Here is an 18777-nt window from a genome sequence, read left to right on the forward strand (position 1 = left end):
CGGCGCTGGCACTGCGGCATCGCCACGCATGGCCATCCGGTGCGTCTTTAGTCCAATCCGCTTACGCCCCGCTGCCGGCATGGGGGTATAATTTCCCGGTTTTCGACCATGCCTGCCGGACAACGCAGCGCAGGGGCGGGAATGCCCCCCGACTACCACCGCACGCCATCGCCATCGTGGACAATCTCCTGAAGCAGTTTGCGCAATCCTCGCAGCTCAATGGAGGCAACGCCTCCTATGTCGAAGACCTGTACGAACAGTACCTGGTCGCTCCCGATAGCGTTGGCCCCAAATGGAAGGCCTACTTCGACGGCTTCAAGGGCCGCGAAGCCGGCGACGTGCCGCATTCGGTCGTCATCGAGCAGGTCGCCGACGCCGCCCGCCATGCCGCCAACAACGGCTATGCCGCCGCCCCGTCCGCCAGTGGCGACGAGCGCGAGCGCAATGTCGGCCGCCTGATCACCGCCTACCGCTCGCGCGGCCACCTGGGCGCGAAGCTGGATCCGCTGGGACTGACTCCGCCGTCCCCCACGCCGGACCTGCAACTGGACTTCCACGACCTGTCCGACAAGGACCTGGACAGCGAGTTCAGCACCGGCAACGTCGGCGGCCATTCGCGGATGAAGCTGCGCGACCTGCTGGCCCGGCTGAAGTCCACCTATACCGGCTCCATCGGCGCCGAGTTCATGCACATCTCGGAAGTGGAGCAGCGCCAGTGGCTGTACCAGCGGCTGGAAACGGCCGGTGGCCAGTACGGCCTGTCGGCCGACGCCCAGCGCCGCACGCTGGAGCGCCTGACCGCGGCCGAGGGCCTGGAGCGCTACCTGCACACCAAGTACGTCGGCCAGAAGCGCTTCTCGCTGGAAGGCGGCGACTCGCTGATCCCGATGCTGGACGTGATGATCCGCCGCGCCGGCGAAGGCCAGGTCAAGGACATCGTGGTCGGCATGGCCCACCGCGGCCGCCTCAACGTGCTGGTCAACACGCTGGGCAAGAGCCCGCGCAAGCTGTTCGACGAGTTCGAAGGCAAGTTCGAGCACGACAACACGCTGGCCCATGCCGGCGACGTGAAGTACCACATGGGCTTCTCGGCCGACATCGCCACCCCCGGCGGCCCGGTCCACCTGGCGCTGGCGTTCAACCCCTCGCACCTGGAAATCGTCGATCCGGTGGTCGCCGGCAGCGTGCGCTCGCGCCAGGAACGCCGCGGCGACAGCGCGCGCCAGGCGGTGCTGCCCATCATCATGCACGGCGACGCCGCGTTCGCCGGCCAGGGCGTGGTGATGGAACTGTTCCAGATGTCGCAGGCGCGCGGTTTCGCGGTCGGCGGCACCCTGCACATCGTCATCAACAACCAGATCGGCTTCACCACCAGCGCCCGCGACGACGCCCGCTCCACCCTGTACTGCACCGACGTGGCCAAGATGATCGGCGCGCCGGTGCTGCACGTGAACGGCGACGACCCGGAAGCGGTGGTGTTCTGCGCCAACCTGGCCTACGACTTCCGCCAGCGGTTCAAGAAGGACGTGGTGATCGACCTGGTGTGCTACCGCCGCCACGGCCACAACGAAGCCGACGAACCGGCGGCCACCCAGCCGCTGATGTACCAGACCATCCGCAAGCACCCGACCACCCGCGAGCTGTATGCCACGCGCCTGGAAGGCGCCGGCGTCATCCCGGCCGGCGGCGGCAAGGCGCTGGCCGACGACTACCGCGACAAGCTGGACTCCGGCGAATACACCACCGAGCTGGCCAAGCAGAAGGGCGACGAACTGGCCATCGACTGGTCCAGGTACCTCTCCGGCAAGCTCACCGACGCGGTGGACACCAAGGTCAAGCGCAAGACGCTGGACTCGCTGGCCAAGATCATCAACACCATTCCCAGCGGCGTGTCGCTGCACCCGCGCGTGGCCAAGATCTACGAAGACCGCGCGAAGATGGCCGCCGGCGACCTGCCCGGCGACTGGGGCTTCGCCGAGAACCTGGCCTACGCCACCCTGCTGGCCGAAGGCCACGGCCTGCGCCTGGTCGGCCAGGACGCCGGCCGCGGCACGTTCTTCCACCGCCACGCCATCCTGCACGACCAGAAGACCGACAGCTACTACCTGCCGCTGCGGCAACTGGTGGAACAGCCGGAACAGGCCACCGTCATCGACTCGCTGCTCAGCGAGGAAGCGGTGATGGCGTTCGAATACGGCTTCTCCACCACCGATCCCAACACTCTGTGCATCTGGGAAGCGCAGTTCGGCGACTTCGCCAACGGCGCGCAGGTGGTGATCGACCAGTTCATCGCCGCCGGCGAGGCCAAGTGGGGCCGCATCAGCGGCCTGACCCTGCTGCTGCCGCACGGCTACGAAGGCCAGGGCCCGGAGCACAGTTCCGCGCGCCTGGAACGCTTCCTGCAGCTGTGCGCGCTGGAGAACATGCTGGTCTGCGTGCCCACCACGCCGGCCCAGGCCTACCACATGCTGCGCCGGCAGATGCGCATGACCACCCGCAAGCCGCTGGTGGTGATGACGCCCAAGTCGCTGCTGCGCCACAAGCTGGCCGTGTCCACGCTGGACGAACTGGCCAACGGCGAATTCCAGCACCTGATCCCCGACAAGGCCGCCGACCCGAAGAAGGTCAAGCGCGTGGTGGCGTGCTCGGGCAAGGTCTACTACGACCTGCTGGAAGACCAGCAGAAGCGCGGGCAGGACGACGTCGCCATCCTGCGCATCGAACAGCTGTACCCGTTCCCGCGCGAACTGCTGGCCGCCGAGCTGAAACGCTTCGGCAAGGCCACCGAAGTGGTCTGGTGCCAGGAAGAGCCGCAGAACCAGGGCGCGTGGTACCAGATCCGCCACCACCTCAACGCCTGCCTGGCCGACAAGCAGAGCCTGCACTATGCCGGCCGCCCGCGTTCGCCCTCGCCCGCCGCCGGCCATTTCGCCGAGCACGTGGAAGAGCAGCTGAAGCTGGTCGCCGACGCGCTGGTCAACAAGCTCGGCGACCAAGTCGTCGCCGAGTAACCCCTTTCCATACATTTGCCGAATAACAACACCAGGACGTCCTAGCCAATGGCCACCGAAGTCAAAGTTCCGGTTCTTCCCGAATCCGTTTCCGATGCCACCATCGCCGCCTGGCACAAGAAGGTGGGCGACGCGGTCAAGCGCGACGAGAACCTCATGGACCTGGAAACCGACAAGGTCGTGCTGGAAGTGCCCTCGCCGGTCGATGGCGTGCTGACGGAAATCAAGTTCCAGGAAGGCGACACGGTGACCAGCCAGCAACTGCTGGCGGTCATCGAGGAAGGCGCCGTGGCCGCCGCCGCGCCGGCCGCCGAGGAGAAGAAGCCCGACGCCGGCGCGCAGGAAGTGCAGCCGAAGGCGGAGGCCGCCAAGGCCGATGCCGCCGCGCCTTCCAGCACCAAGCCGGCACCGGCCACCGCCAGCACCGACGGCCTGCCGCCGGGCGCGCGCTTCACCGCCGTCACCCAGGGCATCGACCCGGCCAACGTCGAGGGCACCGGCCGCAAGGGCGCCGTGACCAAGGAAGACCTGATCAACTACGCCAGCGGCAAGACCGCCGGCGTGTCCGGCGGCGCGCGCCCGGAAGAGCGCGTGCCGATGACCCGCATCCGCAAGCGCATCGCCGAGCGCCTGATGCAGTCGAAGGAATCCATCGCCATGCTGACCTCGTTCAACGAGGTCAACCTGTCCAAGGTCGCCGCCGCGCGCAAGCAGATCGGCGAGGAATTCCAGAAGACCCACGGCGTCAAGCTCGGCTTCATGAGCTTCTTCGCCAAGGCCGCCGCCAACGCGCTGCAGCGCTTCCCGGTGGTCAACGCCTCGGTCGACGGCGACGACATCATCTACCACGGCTACGCCGACATCTCCATCGCCGTGTCCACCGACAAGGGCCTGGTCACGCCGGTGCTGCGCAACGTCGAACGCCAGTCGTTCGCCGACATCGAAAAGGGCATCGGCGAGTACGCCGCCAAGGCCCGCGACGGCAAGCTGAGCCTGGACGACCTGCAGGGCGGCACCTTCACCATCACCAACGGCGGCACCTTCGGCTCGCTGTTCTCCACCCCCATCGTCAACCCGCCGCAGAGCGCCATCCTGGGCATGCACGCCATCAAGGAACGCCCGATCGCCGAGAACGGCCAGGTCGTCATCGCGCCGATGATGTACATCGCGCTGAGCTACGACCACCGCATCATCGACGGCAAGGACGCGGTGCTGTTCCTGGTCGACATCAAGAACCAGTTGGAAAACCCGAACCGGATGCTGTTCGACCTGTGAGAAGCCGGGATGGCGGGATTCGGGATTGGGGATCCGCAGAAGCGATGACCCATTCCCGCAATACCGCTTTTCAACGAATCCCAAATCCCGAATCTCCATTCCCGTGAGCGAAAAATGAGCGAACAACAACAATTCGACGTCGTCGTCATCGGTGCCGGCCCGGCCGGCTACCACGCCGCGATCCGCGCCGCGCAACTGGGCATGAAGGTCGCCTGCATCGACGCGGCGCTGGGCAAGGACGGCAAGCCGGCGCTGGGCGGCACCTGCCTGCGCGTGGGCTGCGTGCCGTCGAAGGCGCTGCTGGATTCCTCGCGCCAGTTCTGGAACATGGGCCACCTGTTCGGCGACCACGGCATCAGCTTCAAGGACGCGAAGATCGACGTCGAGGCGATGGTCGGCCGCAAGGACAAGATCGTGAAGCAGTTCACCGGCGGCATCGCGATGCTGTTCAAGGCCAACAAGATCACCCCGTACTACGGCTTCGGCCAGTTGCAGCCGGGCAACATCGTCAAGGTCAAGCAGCACGACGGCAGCGAAGTCGAGCTGAAGGGCACCAACGTGGTCATCGCCGCCGGTTCGGATTCCATCGAGCTGCCGTTCGCCAAGTTCGACAACGAATACATCGTCGACAACGTCGGCGCGCTGGACTTCACCGAAGTGCCCAAGCGCCTGGCCGTGATCGGCGCGGGCGTGATAGGCCTGGAACTGGGCAGCGTGTGGAAGCGCCTGGGCGCCGAGGTCACCATCCTCGAGGCCCTGCCCGACTTCCTGGCCGCCGCCGACGCCGAAGTGGCCAAGACCGCTGCGCGCGAGTTCAAGAAGCAAGGCCTGGACATCCGCCTGGGCGCCAAGGTCGGCAAGACCGAAGTCACCGGCAAGGGCAAGAAGAAGGACGTGGTGGTCACCTACACCGATGCCGAAGGCGAGAAGACGCTGACCGTCGACAAGCTGCTGGTGGCCGTGGGCCGCCGCGCCGCCACCAAGGGCCTGCTGGCCGACGGCACCGGCGTGAAGGTCAACGAACGCGGCCAGATCGAGGTGGACGAGCACTGCCACACCGGCGTGGATGGCGTGTGGGCGATCGGCGACTGCGTGCGCGGCCCGATGCTGGCGCACAAGGGCTTCGAGGAAGGCATCGCCGTGGCCGAATTGATCGCCGGCCTGCCCGGCCACGTCAACCTCGATACCGTGCCGTGGGTCATCTACACCGAGCCGGAAATCGCCTGGGTCGGCAAGACCGAACAGCAGCTCAAGGCCGAGGGCATCCCGTACAAGGCCGGCAGCTTCCCGTTCGCCGCCATCGCGCGCGCGGTCGCCATGGGTGAGCCGGCCGGCTTCGTGAAGGTGCTGGCGCACGCCGAGACCGACCGCATCCTGGGTCTGCACCTGGTCGGCGTGGGCGTGTCGGAACTGGTGCACGAAGGCGTGATCGCGATGGAGTTCAACGGCTCCGCCGACGACCTGGCCCGCATCTGCCACGCGCACCCGACCCTGTCCGAGGCCATCCACGACGCCGCGATGGCGGTGGACAAGCGTTCGATCCATAAAGCCAACTGACGTTGGCTCGGGATTGGAGATTCGGGATTGGGGATTCGCCAAGGCCGTCCCTGCTCCCATCACCTTTTCCCAGCCGCATCCAGCGCCGGACGGAAGTCCGGCGTTTCGCTTTTACCAATCACTAATCCCGAATCACGAATCCCATGCGTAGCATCTGCGTCTACTGCGGCTCCAACGCCGGCAACAAGCCTGCCTATACCGAACGCGCGATGGCGCTGGGCGATCGCATCGCCAGGGAAGGACTGCAACTGGTCTACGGCGGCGGCAACGTCGGCCTGATGGGCGTGGTGGCCGATGCCGTGTTGCAGGCCGGCGGTGAAGTGGTCGGCGTGATCCCGGAGCAACTGGTCGGCTGGGAAGTCGCGCACAAGGGCGTGACCCGGCTGGAAGTGGTGGCCAACATGCACGAGCGCAAGAAGCGCATGTTCGACCTGTCCGACGGCTTCGTCGCCCTGCCCGGCGGCTTCGGCACGCTGGACGAGATGTTCGAGATGCTGACCTGGCGCCAACTGGGGATCGGCGACAAGCCCTGCGCCTTCCTCGACGTGGACGACTTCTACGATCCGTTGATCGGCATGATCGACCGCATGGTCGAGGAGCGCTTCCTGCACCCGGACCAGCGCGCCGACCTATGGCACGGCGACGACCTGGACGAACTGTTCGCCTGGATGCGCGAGTACACCCCCGCGCACGCGGACAAGTGGATCGACGAGAAGCGGCGCAAGTCGCTGCGCTGAACTGCGAGGTATCGTGGCGAAGCTGCGGTGCCGATGCCCATGCGATCGCGAGCACAAGTCGCTGGGTCCCGGCTTGCGCCGGGATGGCGGGAAGGGCTGAGAGGGTGGAGAAGGCATCCTGCGCCGCTCGGTTGCAAGTTCGTCCGGGGCTGGCAGCTCAGGAGTAACCGCTCGTCATCCCGGCGCAAGCCGGGACCCAGCGACTTGGCTCTTGATCCCATCCAGCCACGAAGGCAATCTCTTGGGAAGGAGCGACACTGCACATGGAGCACCCCATGCGGGAACGGATTCCCTGCGTCTACATCCTTGCCAGCAAGCGCAACGGGACGCTGTACATCGGCGTCACTTCGGACCTGCCCTCGTGCATCTAGCAACACAAGAACGATCAGGTCCCTGGCTTCACCCGACGCTACCGCATTCACATGCTGGTCTGGTACGAAGTGCATGGGAGCATGGAATCCGCGATCGCGCGCGAGAAAGCGCTAAAGGAATGGAAACGCGCTTGGAAGATCAGGTTGATCGAGGACGCCAACCCATATTGGCATGACCTGTATTACGACATCCTTTGACCACGGCTCTGGACTCGCACTCATTCAGGCCATCGTCCCGACGACTTTCAACAGCCGAATGGCTGGTCAAGCCGGGCCCCCTGTCTTTGCTTTTGCCATCACGAGCGGCAAGAATCCCGGACACACTGTCCCTGCCTTCGCCGGGATGACGGATCCATGAAATGACGACGCCTGCCACCTTCAACGCCTTCCGCATCCACAACGACGCCAGCGGCTACCGCAGCGGCATCGAACCGCTCTCCATCGACGACCTCAATGCAGGCGAAGTGGTCGTCAAGACCGCCTACTCCTCGGTCAACTACAAGGACGCGCTGGCCGGCACCGGCGAAGGCAAGATCCTGCGCCGCTTCCCGCTGGTCGGCGGCATCGACGTGGCCGGGCACGTGGTCGCGTCCACCGATCCGGCGTTCAGGGAAGGCGATGCGGTGCTGGTCACCGGCTGCGGGCTCAGCGAGACGCGCGACGGCGGCTATGCCGAGTACGCACGCCTGCAGGCCGAATGGGTCATCCCCCTGCCCGCCGGCCTGACGCTGCGCGAAAGCATGATCCTGGGCACCGCCGGCTTCACCGCCGCGCTGGCGCTGTACCGCATGCGGGACAACCGGCAGACGCCGGACCTGGGACCGCTCGCGGTCACCGGCGCGACCGGTGGCGTGGGCTCGCTGGCCGTGGACATCTTCAGCCGCGCCGGCTTCGAGGTGCACGCGATCAGCGGCAAGCCGGAGAACACGGACTACCTGACCTCCATCGGCGCCACCCGCGTGCTGGGCCGCGACGCATTGGCGACCGCCCGCCCCATGGAAACCGCGCGCTTCGGCGGCGGCCTGGACAACGTGGGCGGGGCGATGCTGGCCAGCCTGCTGGCGCAGACCACGCCCTACGGCAACGTGGCCACCGCCGGACTGGCCGCCAGCCCGGACCTGCCCACCACCGTGATGCCCTTCATCATCCGCGGCGTTTCCCTGCTGGGCGTGGCGTCGGCCGGCACCGCGCGGGACATCCGCGAGGCCGTCTGGCAGCATCTGGCCAGCGATTGGAAACCGGCCCACCTGGACACCATCTGCACCCGCGAGATCACGCTGGACGGGCTGCCGGACGTGTTCGGGACCATGCTGGCGGGGCGCTCGTTCGGGCGCACGGTCGTACGAATGGGATGAACGGCAGTGGGCGTGCGACAGGCGAGCGGACTGGCCGCCCCACCCCATTTCTGTTGACGCAAACTCCCACTACAATCGACGACGGGGACAACTTGGGGAACTCCATGGCAAAGATTCTGATCGTCGACGACTCACCGTCGCAGCTGCTCGGCATCCAGCGCATCGTCGAGAAGCTGGGGCACGAGTCCATTACCGCCGAAGACGGCGCCGCGGGCGTGGAAGTCGCCAAGCGCGAGCTGCCGGACATGGTGCTGATGGACGTGGTGATGCCCAACCTGAACGGGTTCCAGGCTACCCGCACGCTGAGCCGCGAGGCGACCACCAAGCACATCCCGGTCATCCTGGTCACCACCAAGGACCAGGACACCGACCGCATGTGGGGCCTGCGCCAGGGCGCCAAGGCCTACCTGACCAAGCCGTTCTCGGAAGACGAACTGGCCGAGGTCATCGAGCGCATCTTCAACGCCCGCGAGCTGCCTTCGGCCTGACGCGTTCTGCGCACCGTTGGCGACGAAAGAGCAGGCACCGCCTGCTCTTTTCCGTTGGGCGAAGGGAATGAGTGGCGTCGCCGCTCAACGCGGCGCGACGTAGCCGCCCGGCACCCCGCGCGGCGACAGCACCAGTTGCCAAAGCTGCGAGCGCCGGCTGCGGAAGGTAGCCATGGAGCCCGCCAGGTAGAACCGCCACATGCGGCGGAAGCGTTCGTCGTAACGCGGGTCCAGCGATGGCCAGGCCGCCTCCACGTTGGCGCGCCAGGCCTGTAGCGTGAGGTCGTAGTCGGCACCGAAGTTGTGCCAGTCCTCCAGCACGAAGCGCCCCTCGATGGCGTGCGCGATCTGCGCGGCCGACGGCAGCATCGAGTTGGGGAAGATGTAGCGGGCGATCCACGGATCGGTGCGGTGCACGGACCGGTTGCCGCCGATGGTGTGCAGCAGGAACAGCCCTTGCGGCGGCAGGCAGCGGCGGGCCACGTCGAAATAGGTGGTGTAGTTCTTCACGCCGACGTGCTCGAACATGCCCAGCGAGAAGGCCGCATCGAAAGGTTCGTCCAGGTCGCGATAGTCCTGCAGGCGGATGTCGACCGGCAGGCCGGCGCACAGTTCGCGGGCGAAGTCCGCCTGCTGTTGCGAGATGGTCACGCCCACGCCGCTGACGCCATAGCGTTCCACCGCGAACTTCAGCGCCTCGCCCCAGCCGCAGCCGATGTCCAGCACGCGCATGCCGGGCTTCAATTGCAGCTTGCGGCAGACCAAGTCCAGCTTGGCCTCCTGCGCGGCGTCCAGGTCGTGCGCGGTGCGCCAGTAACCGCAGCTGTAGACCAGCCGCTTCCCCAGCATGGCGCCATAGAGATCGTTGCCCAGGTCGTAATGCCGTCGCCCTACCTCGCCGCTGCGCCGTTGCGTTTGCAGGTTGACCAGCCGCGCGCGCAGGGCATCGAACACCTCGCCCACGCCATGCACGCGCTCGTCCAGGCGGGCTTCGAGGACACGGAAAAGGAAGCCGTCCAGCGACGCCGCGTCCCACCACCCATCCATGTAGCTCTCGCCCAGGCCCAGCGAGCCCTGCCCCAGCGCGCGGGCGGAGAAACGCGGGTCATGGACCTGCAGGTCCCAGGGGCGGTCGCCTCCCACGCGCACATCCGCTTCGGCCAACAGGCCTTCGATCCTGCGCTGGAAGCGGCTGTGCGGCATGGCGGCGCGTCAGCGGGCGAACAGTCCCGCGTACTCCGGTGCGATGTGGGGAAGCAGCACGCTGGCCGGTACCACGACCGTCTGCGTACCGTCGGCGTACGGCCCCACCTGGTAGGGCGGGAACACGAAGCGCAATGCGCTGATGCGGCCGGCGGCATCGAGCACGGGGACGAACTCGCTGAAGTTCCCGGCGGTCGGTTCGGTGCCTCCGTCGATCATCCGGGCGCTGTTCCTCACCAGTTCGGCCCGCTCGGCCGGGGTCAGCTCGTCCTCGTCGGCGCGCGTCGCGACCGCGGTATGCAACTGCTCGCGCACGTAGTCGCTGATGGCCTTCCAGCCCTCGGCCTCCGGCACCAGTTCCGCGGCCGTGAGCCGCTTGTCCTGCTGCGGCAGCCAGACGAAGCGCGCGATGAGCGGCTGGCCGTGCGCGCCGCCGGTGTAGCGGCTGCCATCGGCGGCGATGGCGACGATCTGCGGCGTGTTGACCACCTGTTCGAAGGCCAGCGACAGCTCGTACGGCGCCGTCGGCCTGTCGTTGCCGAACGCTTCCACGGCCTCCATCAGTTCGGCGCGCGCGGCGGCCGCGTAGTCGCCCAGCACCTTGGCCAGGCCCGTGTACTGGTTGGCGGAAGGCGGATAGCTGATGCCGACGATGTAGCGGTCGGTGGTTTCGATGACGTCCTTCAGCTCCGTGGTTTCCGCTTCCGGCGCCGTGGGGGATGTCGCCGCAACGGGCGGCTCGGCCGGCGATCCGGCATCGGCCGGTGCCGGATCGCGCTTGCAGCCGGCCAGCGCCAGCAGCAGCGCGGCGCACAGCAGGCCACGACGGAGCAATGAGGGAGGTGCGAGGGCCGGGTTCACGTTCGGACTCCTTCCGGGTGTGAGGATTCGAATTCTAGGCTGCGCCGCGGCGGCGCTCCAGCACCCGCTTCAGCGGGTCGCCAGCAGGTCGGCGTACTCCGGATGGCGCTGCACGTAGGCGGCCGAGTAGGAACATGCCGGTATCACCTGCCAGCCTTGGGTCCGGGCGAACTCCAGCGCCGCGCGCACCAGCGCGGCGGCCACGCCGCGGCCGCCGATGGCTTCCGGCACCCCGGTATGCTCGATCACCATCCGCGTGCCCCGCAGGGAGTACAGCAGTTCGGCTTCCCGGCCATCCAGCGTGGTGGCGAAGCGCAGGGCGGCGGGGTCGTGATGGATATCCAGGGCGGGCGGGTCGAGGGTCATGACGGCTCCGTGGCAAGTGGCTCATGCTCATTGTGACCCACTGCCCATCCAAAGCTTGCGGCAGAACTGGACGCAGCGCGTCACATTCACGGTTGTGAAGGGTTCGTCACGCCCAGAAAACATGATTTCCATCACGAAACAGGAGTTGGCACGGATTCTGCGTCAGTTGGCCCATAGACCCGCAGCCTTCGGAGTTCCGACATGAGCCTGATCGACGCACTGCCCGATGTCTCCAGCGCCAGCGATTTCACCTTGCTGGAAGGCCTCTACCAGCTGACCGTCACCGGCCACACCCAGGACTGGGAATTCGAGCGCCTCAACAACGCCGTCTACGAGCGCCTGCTTTCCACCTATTCCAGCAACGACACCGGCACCGTGCACGCCGTGCACAGCCTGATGACGGACTGAAGCGTCCTCCGCAACCGCTCTTCTTCTTCGCTACCGGGTACTCCGGCGCGGCGCAGGGGTCCGCCTTCGGGCGCGACTGCCGCGCCGGAGTCCCGTCCCTCGCCCGTCGCGCGATCCGCCGGCAGGCATCGGCTTCACCTCACCCTCGAACCGCACACGCGCCGGAATCCTATTCGCCGCGATGGTCGCGCTTGCCCTGGTTGCGCCGGTCCTGCGTGCCTGAGCTGCCCTGGATGGCCTTCAGGCGGCTTTCGGCCGCATGCAGTTCCATCGCATGTCCTGTCGCCTCGACGGGTACGAAGCCCGCCGCCTGCGATGCGTCGTGGCCGTCATGGTCCAACTGCTGCCATGGCGCGGGCTGGCGGTCCTGTTCCTGTTTCTGCTCCAGCAAGGCGCGCGTCCGTGCCAACGCCTGTTCCGGTGTGAGGCGCTTGGCGGCGGTCTTGCGCGGAGCCGTCTTACGACGCTTGCCGGCCGCCACGGTCGAAGGCGTCGTCTTGCGTGCGGTCTTGCTGTCGGAAGCGGGTTTCCTGGCCACTGCCTTGCCCAAGGCGGCCTTGCGCGGCGTGGAACGGGGCGCCACCCGCCTCTTCGCTGTCGCCTTCTTCACCGTGGCCTTCTTCGCCACGATCTTCTTGGCTACGGCCTTCTTCTTGGCTACGGCCTTTTTCGCCACGCGCTTGCTGGCCGCAGGCTTGCTGGCGACGGTTTTGCTGGCGGCGGCTTTCCGGCCCACGGTCTTCTTGGCCGCCTTGCGTGCGGCATTGCCCCGGGTCGTCGCTTTCTTCGCCGCCTTGCGGGCAGGTGCCTTCTTCGCCACCCGCTGGGTGGCGGTCTTGCGGGCAACGGTTTTCTTGCTTGCGGCTTTCTTCGTCGCGGTCTTGCCGGCGGCCTTGCGCGCCTTGACCTTGGCCTGTGCCATGCCTCGCTCCACGGTTTGGACGTGGTTTCGGGATAGCACGGCCCACCTTCAGTCCAGGTGAGCGTGGCCGCTATGCGCGCTTAACCGAAGGGCGGGTTCGACAACTGCCCCAGGAAATGGGCCACCACGCGGGTATCCATGGCCACCATGAACAACACGCCGTAGGCCGCGCCGGCGAGGTGCGCGCCATGGTTGACGTTGTCGCCGCCGCGATGGTCCATCCAGATGCTGTAGGCGATGTAGAGCACCGCGAACACGATCGCCGGCATCGGGATGAAGAACACCCCGATCCACGCCCATGGCGCCAGCATGATGAAGGCGAACAGCACCGCCGACACCGCGCCGGATGCGCCCAGGCTGCGGTAGTTGGGGTCCTTCTGGTGCTTCAGGTAGGTCGGCAGGATCGACACCACCAGCGCCGAGAAGTAGAACAGCGGGAACACCCACGGCCCCGCCTGCTGCGCCATCCAGCCCTCGATCTGCCGGCCGAAGAAGAACAGCGTGACCATGTTGAACAGCAGGTGCCAGAAGTCGGCATGGATGAAGCCGTAGGTCACCAGCCGGTCGTACTGGCGATGGCGGTCGATCGCCGGCGGCCACAGGATCAGGCGGCCGGCCAGGGACGGCGTGCGGAACGCCAGGAACGTCACCACGCAGGTGACGGCGATCAGGAGCAGGGTGATCGGTGACGACATCGGGCGACCTCAGGCTGCTGCGCGGTAGTGGTCCTGCATCGGGTAACGGCGCGCGTAAAGTCCGAACAGCAACGCGGCCACGAATGCGAACGCAGCGAAGAAGAACATCAGGAAGGCGTTCTCGCTCAGTCCCGTACTGGCGATCTGCCCGATCACTGCCTCGTTGCGGACCGCCGCGTTGGTCATCAGCACCCACAGGTTGCCGTAGGACACCGACAACAACCAGAAACTCATGATCGCGCCCTTCATCGAGCGCGGCGCCTGGCTGTAGGCGAATTCCAGCCCGGTCGCGGAAACCAGCACTTCGGCGAACGTCAACAGCAGGTACGGCAGAATCTGCCAGGCCAGCGACACCGGGTCGCCCCCATCGATCCACAACTGGATAACGCCCGCCACGATCCAGGCCAGGCCCGAGAACGCGATACCGAAGCCCATCCGTCGCAGCGCCGTCGCTTCGAAGCCCATCCGGCGCAACAGCGGATACAGCACCAGGTTGTTGAACGGGATCAGCAGCATGACCATGATCGGGTTCAGCGCCTGCATCTGCCCCGCGGTCACCACCAGCCAGCTCGGCCACCACCATGCTTCGTGCGGGATGTGCATGGTCTGGCCCTGCAACACCCAGGTCGAGGCCTTCTGGTCGAACAGCGACCAGAACGGGGTCACCAGCGCGAACACGATCAGGATCCGCAGCACCGCGCGCACGCCCTCGATCGCCGACTCCGGATGCGCGCCGCGGGCGCGCTCGAGTTGCATCGAAGCGCCGATGCCGACCAGCGCGATCAGCAGTCCCAGACCGATCAGCACCGCCTTGACGAAGCCCGCCGACGGGATCAGGGCGAGCGACGCGACCGCCAGCACCACGCCGGCGCCGGCCAGCGCGGTCCCGGCGCCCCGGCCCTGCGAAGGCCCCAGCAGCGCGCTGCGCACCACGTTGAGGAACGAGTCCGGGTCGGGCGGCGACGGCGGCACGTGCACGTACTTGTGGCGGCCGGCCCAGAAGATCACCGTGGCGATGAACATCAGCAGGCCGGGGATTCCGAATGCGACGCTCGGCCCATAATGCTTCAGGAAGATCGGCATCAGCAGCGAAGCGAAGAACGAACCGAAATTGATCGTCCAGTAGAACGCGTCGTAGACCACCTTGGCCTTGTGCTTGTTGCTCTGGTCGAACTGGTCGCCGACAAAGGCCGACACCAGGGGCTTGATGCCGCCGGACCCCAGGGCGATCAGGAACAGGCCCGTGTAGAAGCCCGTCCGGTTCTCCTCGAAGAACGCGAGACAGGCATGACCGGCGCAGTACACCAGCGACAGCCAGAGCACGGTGTTGTACTTGCCGAAGAATCGGTCCGACAGCCAGCCACCCAGCAGTGGGAAAAAGTACACGCCGATGACGAAGGTGTGGAAGATGTCCTTCGCGGCGCCATCGCGGTCCGCCTCCGGCAGATAAGCCAGCAGGACGGAGCTGATCAGGAACGGCACCAGGATGTTGCGCATCCCGTAGAAGCTGAACCGCTCGCACGCCTCGTTGCCGATGATGTAGGGAATCTGGCGGGGCATGCGGCCCTGGCCGGCTTCTGCTGTCGTGCTCATCCGAACGTCCGGTACAAAGTTGTCGAAGGTTACCGTATCCGCCCCGGCAGGGTCGAACCGCCGTTCCGGCAAGGCATTCGCGCAATCAAGGGCTGGGCCTGACCGCGATGGCCGGGCATCATGCGCACCTGCCTCCGCCCAGGACACATCGATGCTGCGACCGCTGTACGCCACCCTGCTGCTTGCCCTCGCCCCGCTGGCCCATGCCGGGGAGGCGTTGACCACCGTCTCCGAGCGTTCCGGCTTCATCGAGACCGGCCGCTACGACGAAGTGCCCGCCCTCTGCGACGCGTTCGCGCGCCAGTACCCGAAGGCGGTGCGCTGCACCACCTTCGGCACCACGCCGGAAGGCCGCCCGATGAAGGCGCTGGTGGTCTCCACCAGCGGCGCGCTCACCCCGGAGCTGGCGCAGCGCCGCGGCCTGCCGGTGGTGCTGATGCAGGGCGGCATCCACGCCGGCGAGATCGACGGCAAGGACGCGGGCTTCCTGGCCCTGCGCGAAGCGCTGGAAGGCAAGGCCGCCGCCGGCGCGCTGGACAAGGTGGTGTGGGTGTTCGTGCCGGTGTTCAACGTGGACGGCCACGAGCGGTTCGCCGCCTGGAACCGCCCCAACCAGCGCGGGCCGAAGGAAATGGGCTGGCGCACCACCGCGCAGAACTTCAACCTCAACCGCGACTACGTGAAGGCCGACGCGCCCGAGATGCGCGCGATGCTGCAACTGGTCGACCGCTGGGACCCGCTGGTCGCGGTGGACCTGCATGCCACCAATGGCGCCCAGTTCGAGCACGACATCTCGATCCAGGTGGAACCGGTCCACGCGGGCGATGCCGGACTGCGCAAGGCGGGGCTGGCGCTGCGCACGGCGGTGATCGAGGACCTGGCGGAGCAGGGTTCGCTGCCCCTGCCGTATTACCCCTCCTTCGTGGTGTACGACGACCCCGCCTCGGGTTTCGAGGATGGCGTGCCGCCGCCGCGCTTCTCGCACGGCTACTTCCTGCTGCGCAACCGCATCGGGATGCTGGTGGAAACGCATTCGTGGAAGGAATACCCGGTGCGCGTGAGGATCACCCGCAATACCGTGGTTTCCGTGCTGGAACAGGTGGCCGAACATGGCAAGGATTGGCTGGCGAGCGCGAAACAGGCGGATGCCGCCGCCGCGCAATTGGCCGGCAAGCCGGAACCGCTGACGTATGCGGCCGCGCCCACCGCGCGCACGGTGGACTTCCGCGGCTACGCCTACACGCGCACGCTTTCGGACGTGTCCGGCGCGCTGATGACGCGCTACGACGAAACCGCGCCGCAGATCTGGAAGGTGCCGCTGAAGGACGACATCCACCCCGACGTGATCGTCGATGCACCCGGCGCCGGCTACCTGGTGCCGGCCGCGCATGCGGCATGGGTCGCCGACGTGCTGAAGGCGCATGGCGTCGAGTACCGCCTGCTGGGCAAGCCGTGGCAAGGCGATGCGGAAGCGTTCCGCGCGGATGCGAGCAGCTTCGGTGACACCTCCGTCGAGAGCCGCCAGCGCCTGACCGTGGAAGGCCGATGGAAGACCGAGGCGCGCAGCGTCCCGGGCGGCTCGCTGTTCGTTCCCATCGCGCAATCCAAGTCGCGCCTGGCGATGGCCCTGCTGGAACCGCTGGCGCCGGATTCGCTGCTGGCCTGGGGCCGCTTCAACAACGCCTTCGAGCGCAAGGAATACATGGAAGACTACGTGGCCGAAGCCGTCGCCCGCGAGATGTTGCGCGACCCGGCGGTCAAGGCCGAGTTCGAGCAGCGCATCAGGGACGACAAGGCCTTCGCGGAAAGCGCCAGCGCGCGGCTGGAGTTCTTCCACCGCCGCCATCCGTCGTGGGACGAGCGTTACCAGTTGTATCCAGTGCTGCGGGTGGATCGCATCCCTTGACCCCTGTAGGAGCGGCTTCAGCCGCGACGGGAATGGCGCGCACGGGACAAGCGGCCACTCACCAGAGCCCGTCCGAAGTTCTTTCCCGGTTCTGCCAGACTCACGGTCGCGGCTGAAGCCGCTCCTACAACGCTAGCCCAAGCGCATCAGCCCGTAGCGCGGCGGCGCATTGCCGCAGGTGGTCTCGGTGAGTGGCGCCCCCATTTCGGCCAGCAGGGCGCGCTGCTGCGGCAACGGCGTGCGGAGGGTGCGGTTTTCGTATTCGGCCAGCTTCCGGAAGGCGGGCAAGGCCAGTGCACGCTCGACGAACGCGGCGGTGCGGGGCCAGCGGTCCGCATCGACCTGGTAACGCACGAACGCCGCGTTGCGGAAGAAGCTGGCGATGCTGATGTCCGCGATCGACAGGTCGCCGAACAACCAGCCATCGGCCGGGAGCTGCGCCTCCAGGTAATCCAGCGCCACCGGCAGTTCCTCCTCGCGCGCCCTGCGCACCACCTCGTCGTCGGTGCCTTCTTTGAACAGGAACCGGCGCACGCCCTGCTGGAAGAACATCCGCCAGATGATGACGTCGCCCAGGTAGGAATCGGCGTACTCCTCCAGCCAACGCGCCTTCGCCCTCTGCAACGGGTCGACCGGATACAGCGAAGGCCGCGGGAAACGATCCTGCAGGTATTCGCAGATCACCGTGGAGTCGTTCAGCACCAGGTCGCCATCGCGCAGTACCGGGATGCGCCGCAACGGGCTGAGCCGGCTGAATTCCTCATCGCCCACGAAGGGCGCGATGGGGTCGATGCGGTAGTCGATGCCCTTCAGTTCCAGGCACACCAGCACCTTGCGCACATAGGGCGAGATGTAGTTGCCGATGATGGTCAGGGGTTCGCTCATGCCACGCTTGTCCATTCACCAGGAAGCGGCAGGGTGCGGACGATGGCGTCCCGGGTCAACCCAGCGCGGTATCCAGCGCCATCATCAGGCAGAAGCCGATGGCCAGGCCCAATGACGCGATGGCCCCGTGGCCATGGCGGTTCGCTTCGGGAATCACGCTGTGCCCCACCGCGATCAACATCGCGCCGGCCGCGAAGGCCAGCCCCCACGGCAGCAGCAGCGACGAGATACCCACCGCCCAGGCGCTGAACACCGCCGCCAGCGGTTCCACCACGCCGGACAGTGCGCCGATGCATACGGCTTTCGCCCGTGCCATGCCGGCGCCGGCCAGGATCAGCGCGACCACCAGCCCCTCCGGAACGTCCTGCAGCGCGATGCCCATCGCCAGGCCTTCCGCGCCGCGCAGGCCGCCGCCCGCCGCCACGCCCACGGCCATGCCCTCGGGCACGTTGTGCAGCAGGATGGCCAGCACGAACAGCACCACCCGCGACGGCACCAGTTGGCGCTGCTCGTCCAGCGGGTCGTCCACCAGCGAACGGTCCAGCGCCAGCAGCGCCAATGCGCCCAGCATCACGCCGGCGCTGACCAGCCCGGCCGCGCCCCACGCGGAATAGCCAGCGCGTTCCGCCGCGCCCAGCCCGGGCAGCACCAGCGAGAATGCCGTCGCCGCCAGCATCACGCCGGCGCCGAAACCCAGCAGGCCATCGGCCAGCCGCTGCGGAATGGTCCGCACCACCAGCACCGGCAATGCGCCCAGCGCCGTCGCCAGCGCGCACAGCGCACCGCCGCGCAGGCCCCTGCCCATCCCCGCCTGCCACCCTTCGACCGGCGCCTGCGCCAGCACCCACAGGCTGGCCGCGATGATCGCCGCGACCACGGCCGTGTACGGCCAGGCCGCGATGGTCTGGGTATGGGCGAATGGCTGCAGGATGCGATTCATGCCGATCGGCTACCCGGGGGACAGGAGGTGCTTGCGGTGGAGGGTGCAAGGTCATGGCACCGATGGAACAGGCCACGACCCGATGGTACGCCCGCATGTCGCGCCGCACTCATCGCGAAGATGAATCGCGTCGATTCATGGCGGCGATCCATCGGCGGCGCGGTCGCGGCATCGCCAGCGCGCTGGCCGGGGTGTGCCGGTTCG

Annotated in this window: 16 protein-coding genes and 1 pseudogene; 9 read left to right on the forward strand and 8 right to left on the reverse strand. The window is 67.1% G+C overall.

The window, feature by feature from the left end:
• Window positions 1-176: 176 nt before the first annotated feature.
• The 7 genes and pseudogenes from AAD027_RS09725 (at window position 177) to pilH (ending at window position 8794) form a co-directional block, all read left to right on the forward strand.
• On the forward strand, window positions 177-3011 hold the full coding sequence (locus AAD027_RS09725) for a 2-oxoglutarate dehydrogenase E1 component (protein WP_341725817.1): 2835 nt from the start codon (window positions 177-179) through the stop codon (window positions 3009-3011).
• Between the two features lie 48 nt (window positions 3012-3059).
• On the forward strand, window positions 3060-4286 hold the full coding sequence (sucB, locus tag AAD027_RS09730; protein ID WP_341725818.1) for a dihydrolipoyllysine-residue succinyltransferase: 1227 nt from the start codon (window positions 3060-3062) through the stop codon (window positions 4284-4286).
• Window positions 4287-4400: 114 nt separating this feature from the next.
• Window positions 4401-5843 (forward strand): dihydrolipoyl dehydrogenase, encoded by a 1443-nt coding sequence (lpdA, locus tag AAD027_RS09735; protein ID WP_341725819.1) that lies wholly within the window; start codon window positions 4401-4403, stop codon window positions 5841-5843.
• A 143-nt stretch (window positions 5844-5986) separates the two neighbouring features.
• Complete coding sequence (locus tag AAD027_RS09740) at window positions 5987-6580, forward strand: LOG family protein (protein ID WP_341725820.1); 594 nt, start codon at window positions 5987-5989, stop codon at window positions 6578-6580.
• A 383-nt stretch (window positions 6581-6963) separates the two neighbouring features.
• Window positions 6964-7149, forward strand: a pseudogene (locus tag AAD027_RS19015) (GIY-YIG nuclease family protein); the annotation flags it as partial.
• A gap of 161 nt (window positions 7150-7310) precedes the next feature.
• Window positions 7311-8306, forward strand: a complete 996-nt coding sequence (locus AAD027_RS09750) for a YhdH/YhfP family quinone oxidoreductase (protein WP_341725821.1) — start codon at window positions 7311-7313, stop codon at window positions 8304-8306.
• Window positions 8307-8410: 104 nt separating this feature from the next.
• A complete protein-coding gene (gene pilH, locus AAD027_RS09755) occupies window positions 8411-8794 on the forward strand; it encodes a twitching motility response regulator PilH (RefSeq protein WP_341725822.1) in 384 nt (127 codons plus the stop codon).
• An 84-nt stretch (window positions 8795-8878) separates the two neighbouring features.
• Here the strand turns inward: pilH and cfa are convergent, their stop codons facing one another.
• From cfa to AAD027_RS09770, 3 genes are all read right to left on the reverse strand, one after another.
• Window positions 8879-9997, reverse strand: coding sequence for a cyclopropane fatty acyl phospholipid synthase (gene cfa / locus AAD027_RS09760; protein ID WP_341725823.1), 1119 nt, complete (start codon window positions 9995-9997; stop codon window positions 8879-8881).
• Between the two features lie 9 nt (window positions 9998-10006).
• On the reverse strand, window positions 10007-10858 hold the full coding sequence (locus AAD027_RS09765; RefSeq protein ID WP_341725824.1) for a DUF3298 and DUF4163 domain-containing protein: 852 nt from the start codon (window positions 10856-10858) through the stop codon (window positions 10007-10009).
• Window positions 10859-10927: 69 nt separating this feature from the next.
• Window positions 10928-11224, reverse strand: a complete 297-nt coding sequence (locus AAD027_RS09770; RefSeq protein WP_341725825.1) for a GNAT family N-acetyltransferase — start codon at window positions 11222-11224, stop codon at window positions 10928-10930.
• 201 nt (window positions 11225-11425) lie between these two features.
• On the opposite strand from AAD027_RS09770, the gene AAD027_RS09775 reads away from it, so the two are divergent.
• Window positions 11426-11632 carry a hypothetical protein gene (locus tag AAD027_RS09775; RefSeq protein WP_341725826.1) on the forward strand — a complete coding sequence of 69 codons (207 nt, stop codon included), beginning with the start codon at window positions 11426-11428 and terminating at the stop codon, window positions 11630-11632.
• A gap of 169 nt (window positions 11633-11801) precedes the next feature.
• Here AAD027_RS09775 and AAD027_RS09780 read toward each other — a convergent pair whose 3' ends face one another.
• From AAD027_RS09780 to AAD027_RS09790, 3 genes are all read right to left on the reverse strand, one after another.
• Window positions 11802-12554, reverse strand: coding sequence for a histone H1-like repetitive region-containing protein (locus AAD027_RS09780; RefSeq protein ID WP_341725827.1), 753 nt, complete (start codon window positions 12552-12554; stop codon window positions 11802-11804).
• Between the two features lie 80 nt (window positions 12555-12634).
• Window positions 12635-13249: a rhomboid family intramembrane serine protease gene (locus tag AAD027_RS09785; protein WP_341725828.1), complete on the reverse strand. Its 615-nt coding sequence runs from the start codon at window positions 13247-13249 to the stop codon at window positions 12635-12637.
• Between the two features lie 9 nt (window positions 13250-13258).
• On the reverse strand, window positions 13259-14842 hold the full coding sequence (locus AAD027_RS09790; protein ID WP_341725829.1) for a POT-type proton-dependent oligopeptide transporter: 1584 nt from the start codon (window positions 14840-14842) through the stop codon (window positions 13259-13261).
• Between the two features lie 151 nt (window positions 14843-14993).
• On the opposite strand from AAD027_RS09790, the gene AAD027_RS09795 reads away from it, so the two are divergent.
• Window positions 14994-16748: a M14 family metallopeptidase gene (locus AAD027_RS09795; protein WP_341725830.1), complete on the forward strand. Its 1755-nt coding sequence runs from the start codon at window positions 14994-14996 to the stop codon at window positions 16746-16748.
• Window positions 16749-16880: 132 nt separating this feature from the next.
• Here AAD027_RS09795 and AAD027_RS09800 read toward each other — a convergent pair whose 3' ends face one another.
• Window positions 16881-17633, reverse strand: a complete 753-nt coding sequence (locus tag AAD027_RS09800; RefSeq protein ID WP_341725831.1) for a glutathione S-transferase family protein — start codon at window positions 17631-17633, stop codon at window positions 16881-16883.
• A 55-nt stretch (window positions 17634-17688) separates the two neighbouring features.
• Window positions 17689-18573 (reverse strand): ZIP family metal transporter, encoded by an 885-nt coding sequence (locus AAD027_RS09805; protein WP_341725832.1) that lies wholly within the window; start codon window positions 18571-18573, stop codon window positions 17689-17691.
• Between the last annotated feature and the right edge of the window lie 204 nt (window positions 18574-18777).

The organism is Pseudoxanthomonas putridarboris (assembly GCF_038321125.1).
In the GTDB taxonomy this organism is placed as follows: Bacteria; Pseudomonadota; Gammaproteobacteria; order Xanthomonadales; family Xanthomonadaceae; genus Pseudoxanthomonas_A; species Pseudoxanthomonas_A putridarboris.

Bases quoted from the DNA above. Each gene is read 5' to 3' on its own strand.
- sucB (WP_341725818.1), top strand. From the start codon at position 3,060: ATGGCCACCGAAGTCAAAGTTCCGGTTCTTCCCGAATCCGTTTCCGAT.
- lpdA (WP_341725819.1), top strand. From the start codon at position 4,401: ATGAGCGAACAACAACAATTCGACGTCGTCGTCATCGGTGCCGGCCCG.
- AAD027_RS09740 (WP_341725820.1), top strand. From the start codon at position 5,987: ATGCGTAGCATCTGCGTCTACTGCGGCTCCAACGCCGGCAACAAGCCT.
- AAD027_RS09750 (WP_341725821.1), top strand. From the start codon at position 7,311: ATGACGACGCCTGCCACCTTCAACGCCTTCCGCATCCACAACGACGCC.
- pilH (WP_341725822.1), top strand. From the start codon at position 8,411: ATGGCAAAGATTCTGATCGTCGACGACTCACCGTCGCAGCTGCTCGGC.
- cfa (WP_341725823.1), bottom strand. From the start codon at position 9,997: ATGCCGCACAGCCGCTTCCAGCGCAGGATCGAAGGCCTGTTGGCCGAA.
- AAD027_RS09770 (WP_341725825.1), bottom strand. From the start codon at position 11,224: ATGACCCTCGACCCGCCCGCCCTGGATATCCATCACGACCCCGCCGCC.
- AAD027_RS09775 (WP_341725826.1), top strand. From the start codon at position 11,426: ATGAGCCTGATCGACGCACTGCCCGATGTCTCCAGCGCCAGCGATTTC.
- AAD027_RS09780 (WP_341725827.1), bottom strand. From the start codon at position 12,554: ATGGCACAGGCCAAGGTCAAGGCGCGCAAGGCCGCCGGCAAGACCGCG.
- AAD027_RS09785 (WP_341725828.1), bottom strand. From the start codon at position 13,249: ATGTCGTCACCGATCACCCTGCTCCTGATCGCCGTCACCTGCGTGGTG.
- AAD027_RS09790 (WP_341725829.1), bottom strand. From the start codon at position 14,842: ATGAGCACGACAGCAGAAGCCGGCCAGGGCCGCATGCCCCGCCAGATT.
- AAD027_RS09795 (WP_341725830.1), top strand. From the start codon at position 14,994: ATGCTGCGACCGCTGTACGCCACCCTGCTGCTTGCCCTCGCCCCGCTG.
- AAD027_RS09800 (WP_341725831.1), bottom strand. From the start codon at position 17,633: ATGAGCGAACCCCTGACCATCATCGGCAACTACATCTCGCCCTATGTG.
- AAD027_RS09805 (WP_341725832.1), bottom strand. From the start codon at position 18,573: ATGAATCGCATCCTGCAGCCATTCGCCCATACCCAGACCATCGCGGCC.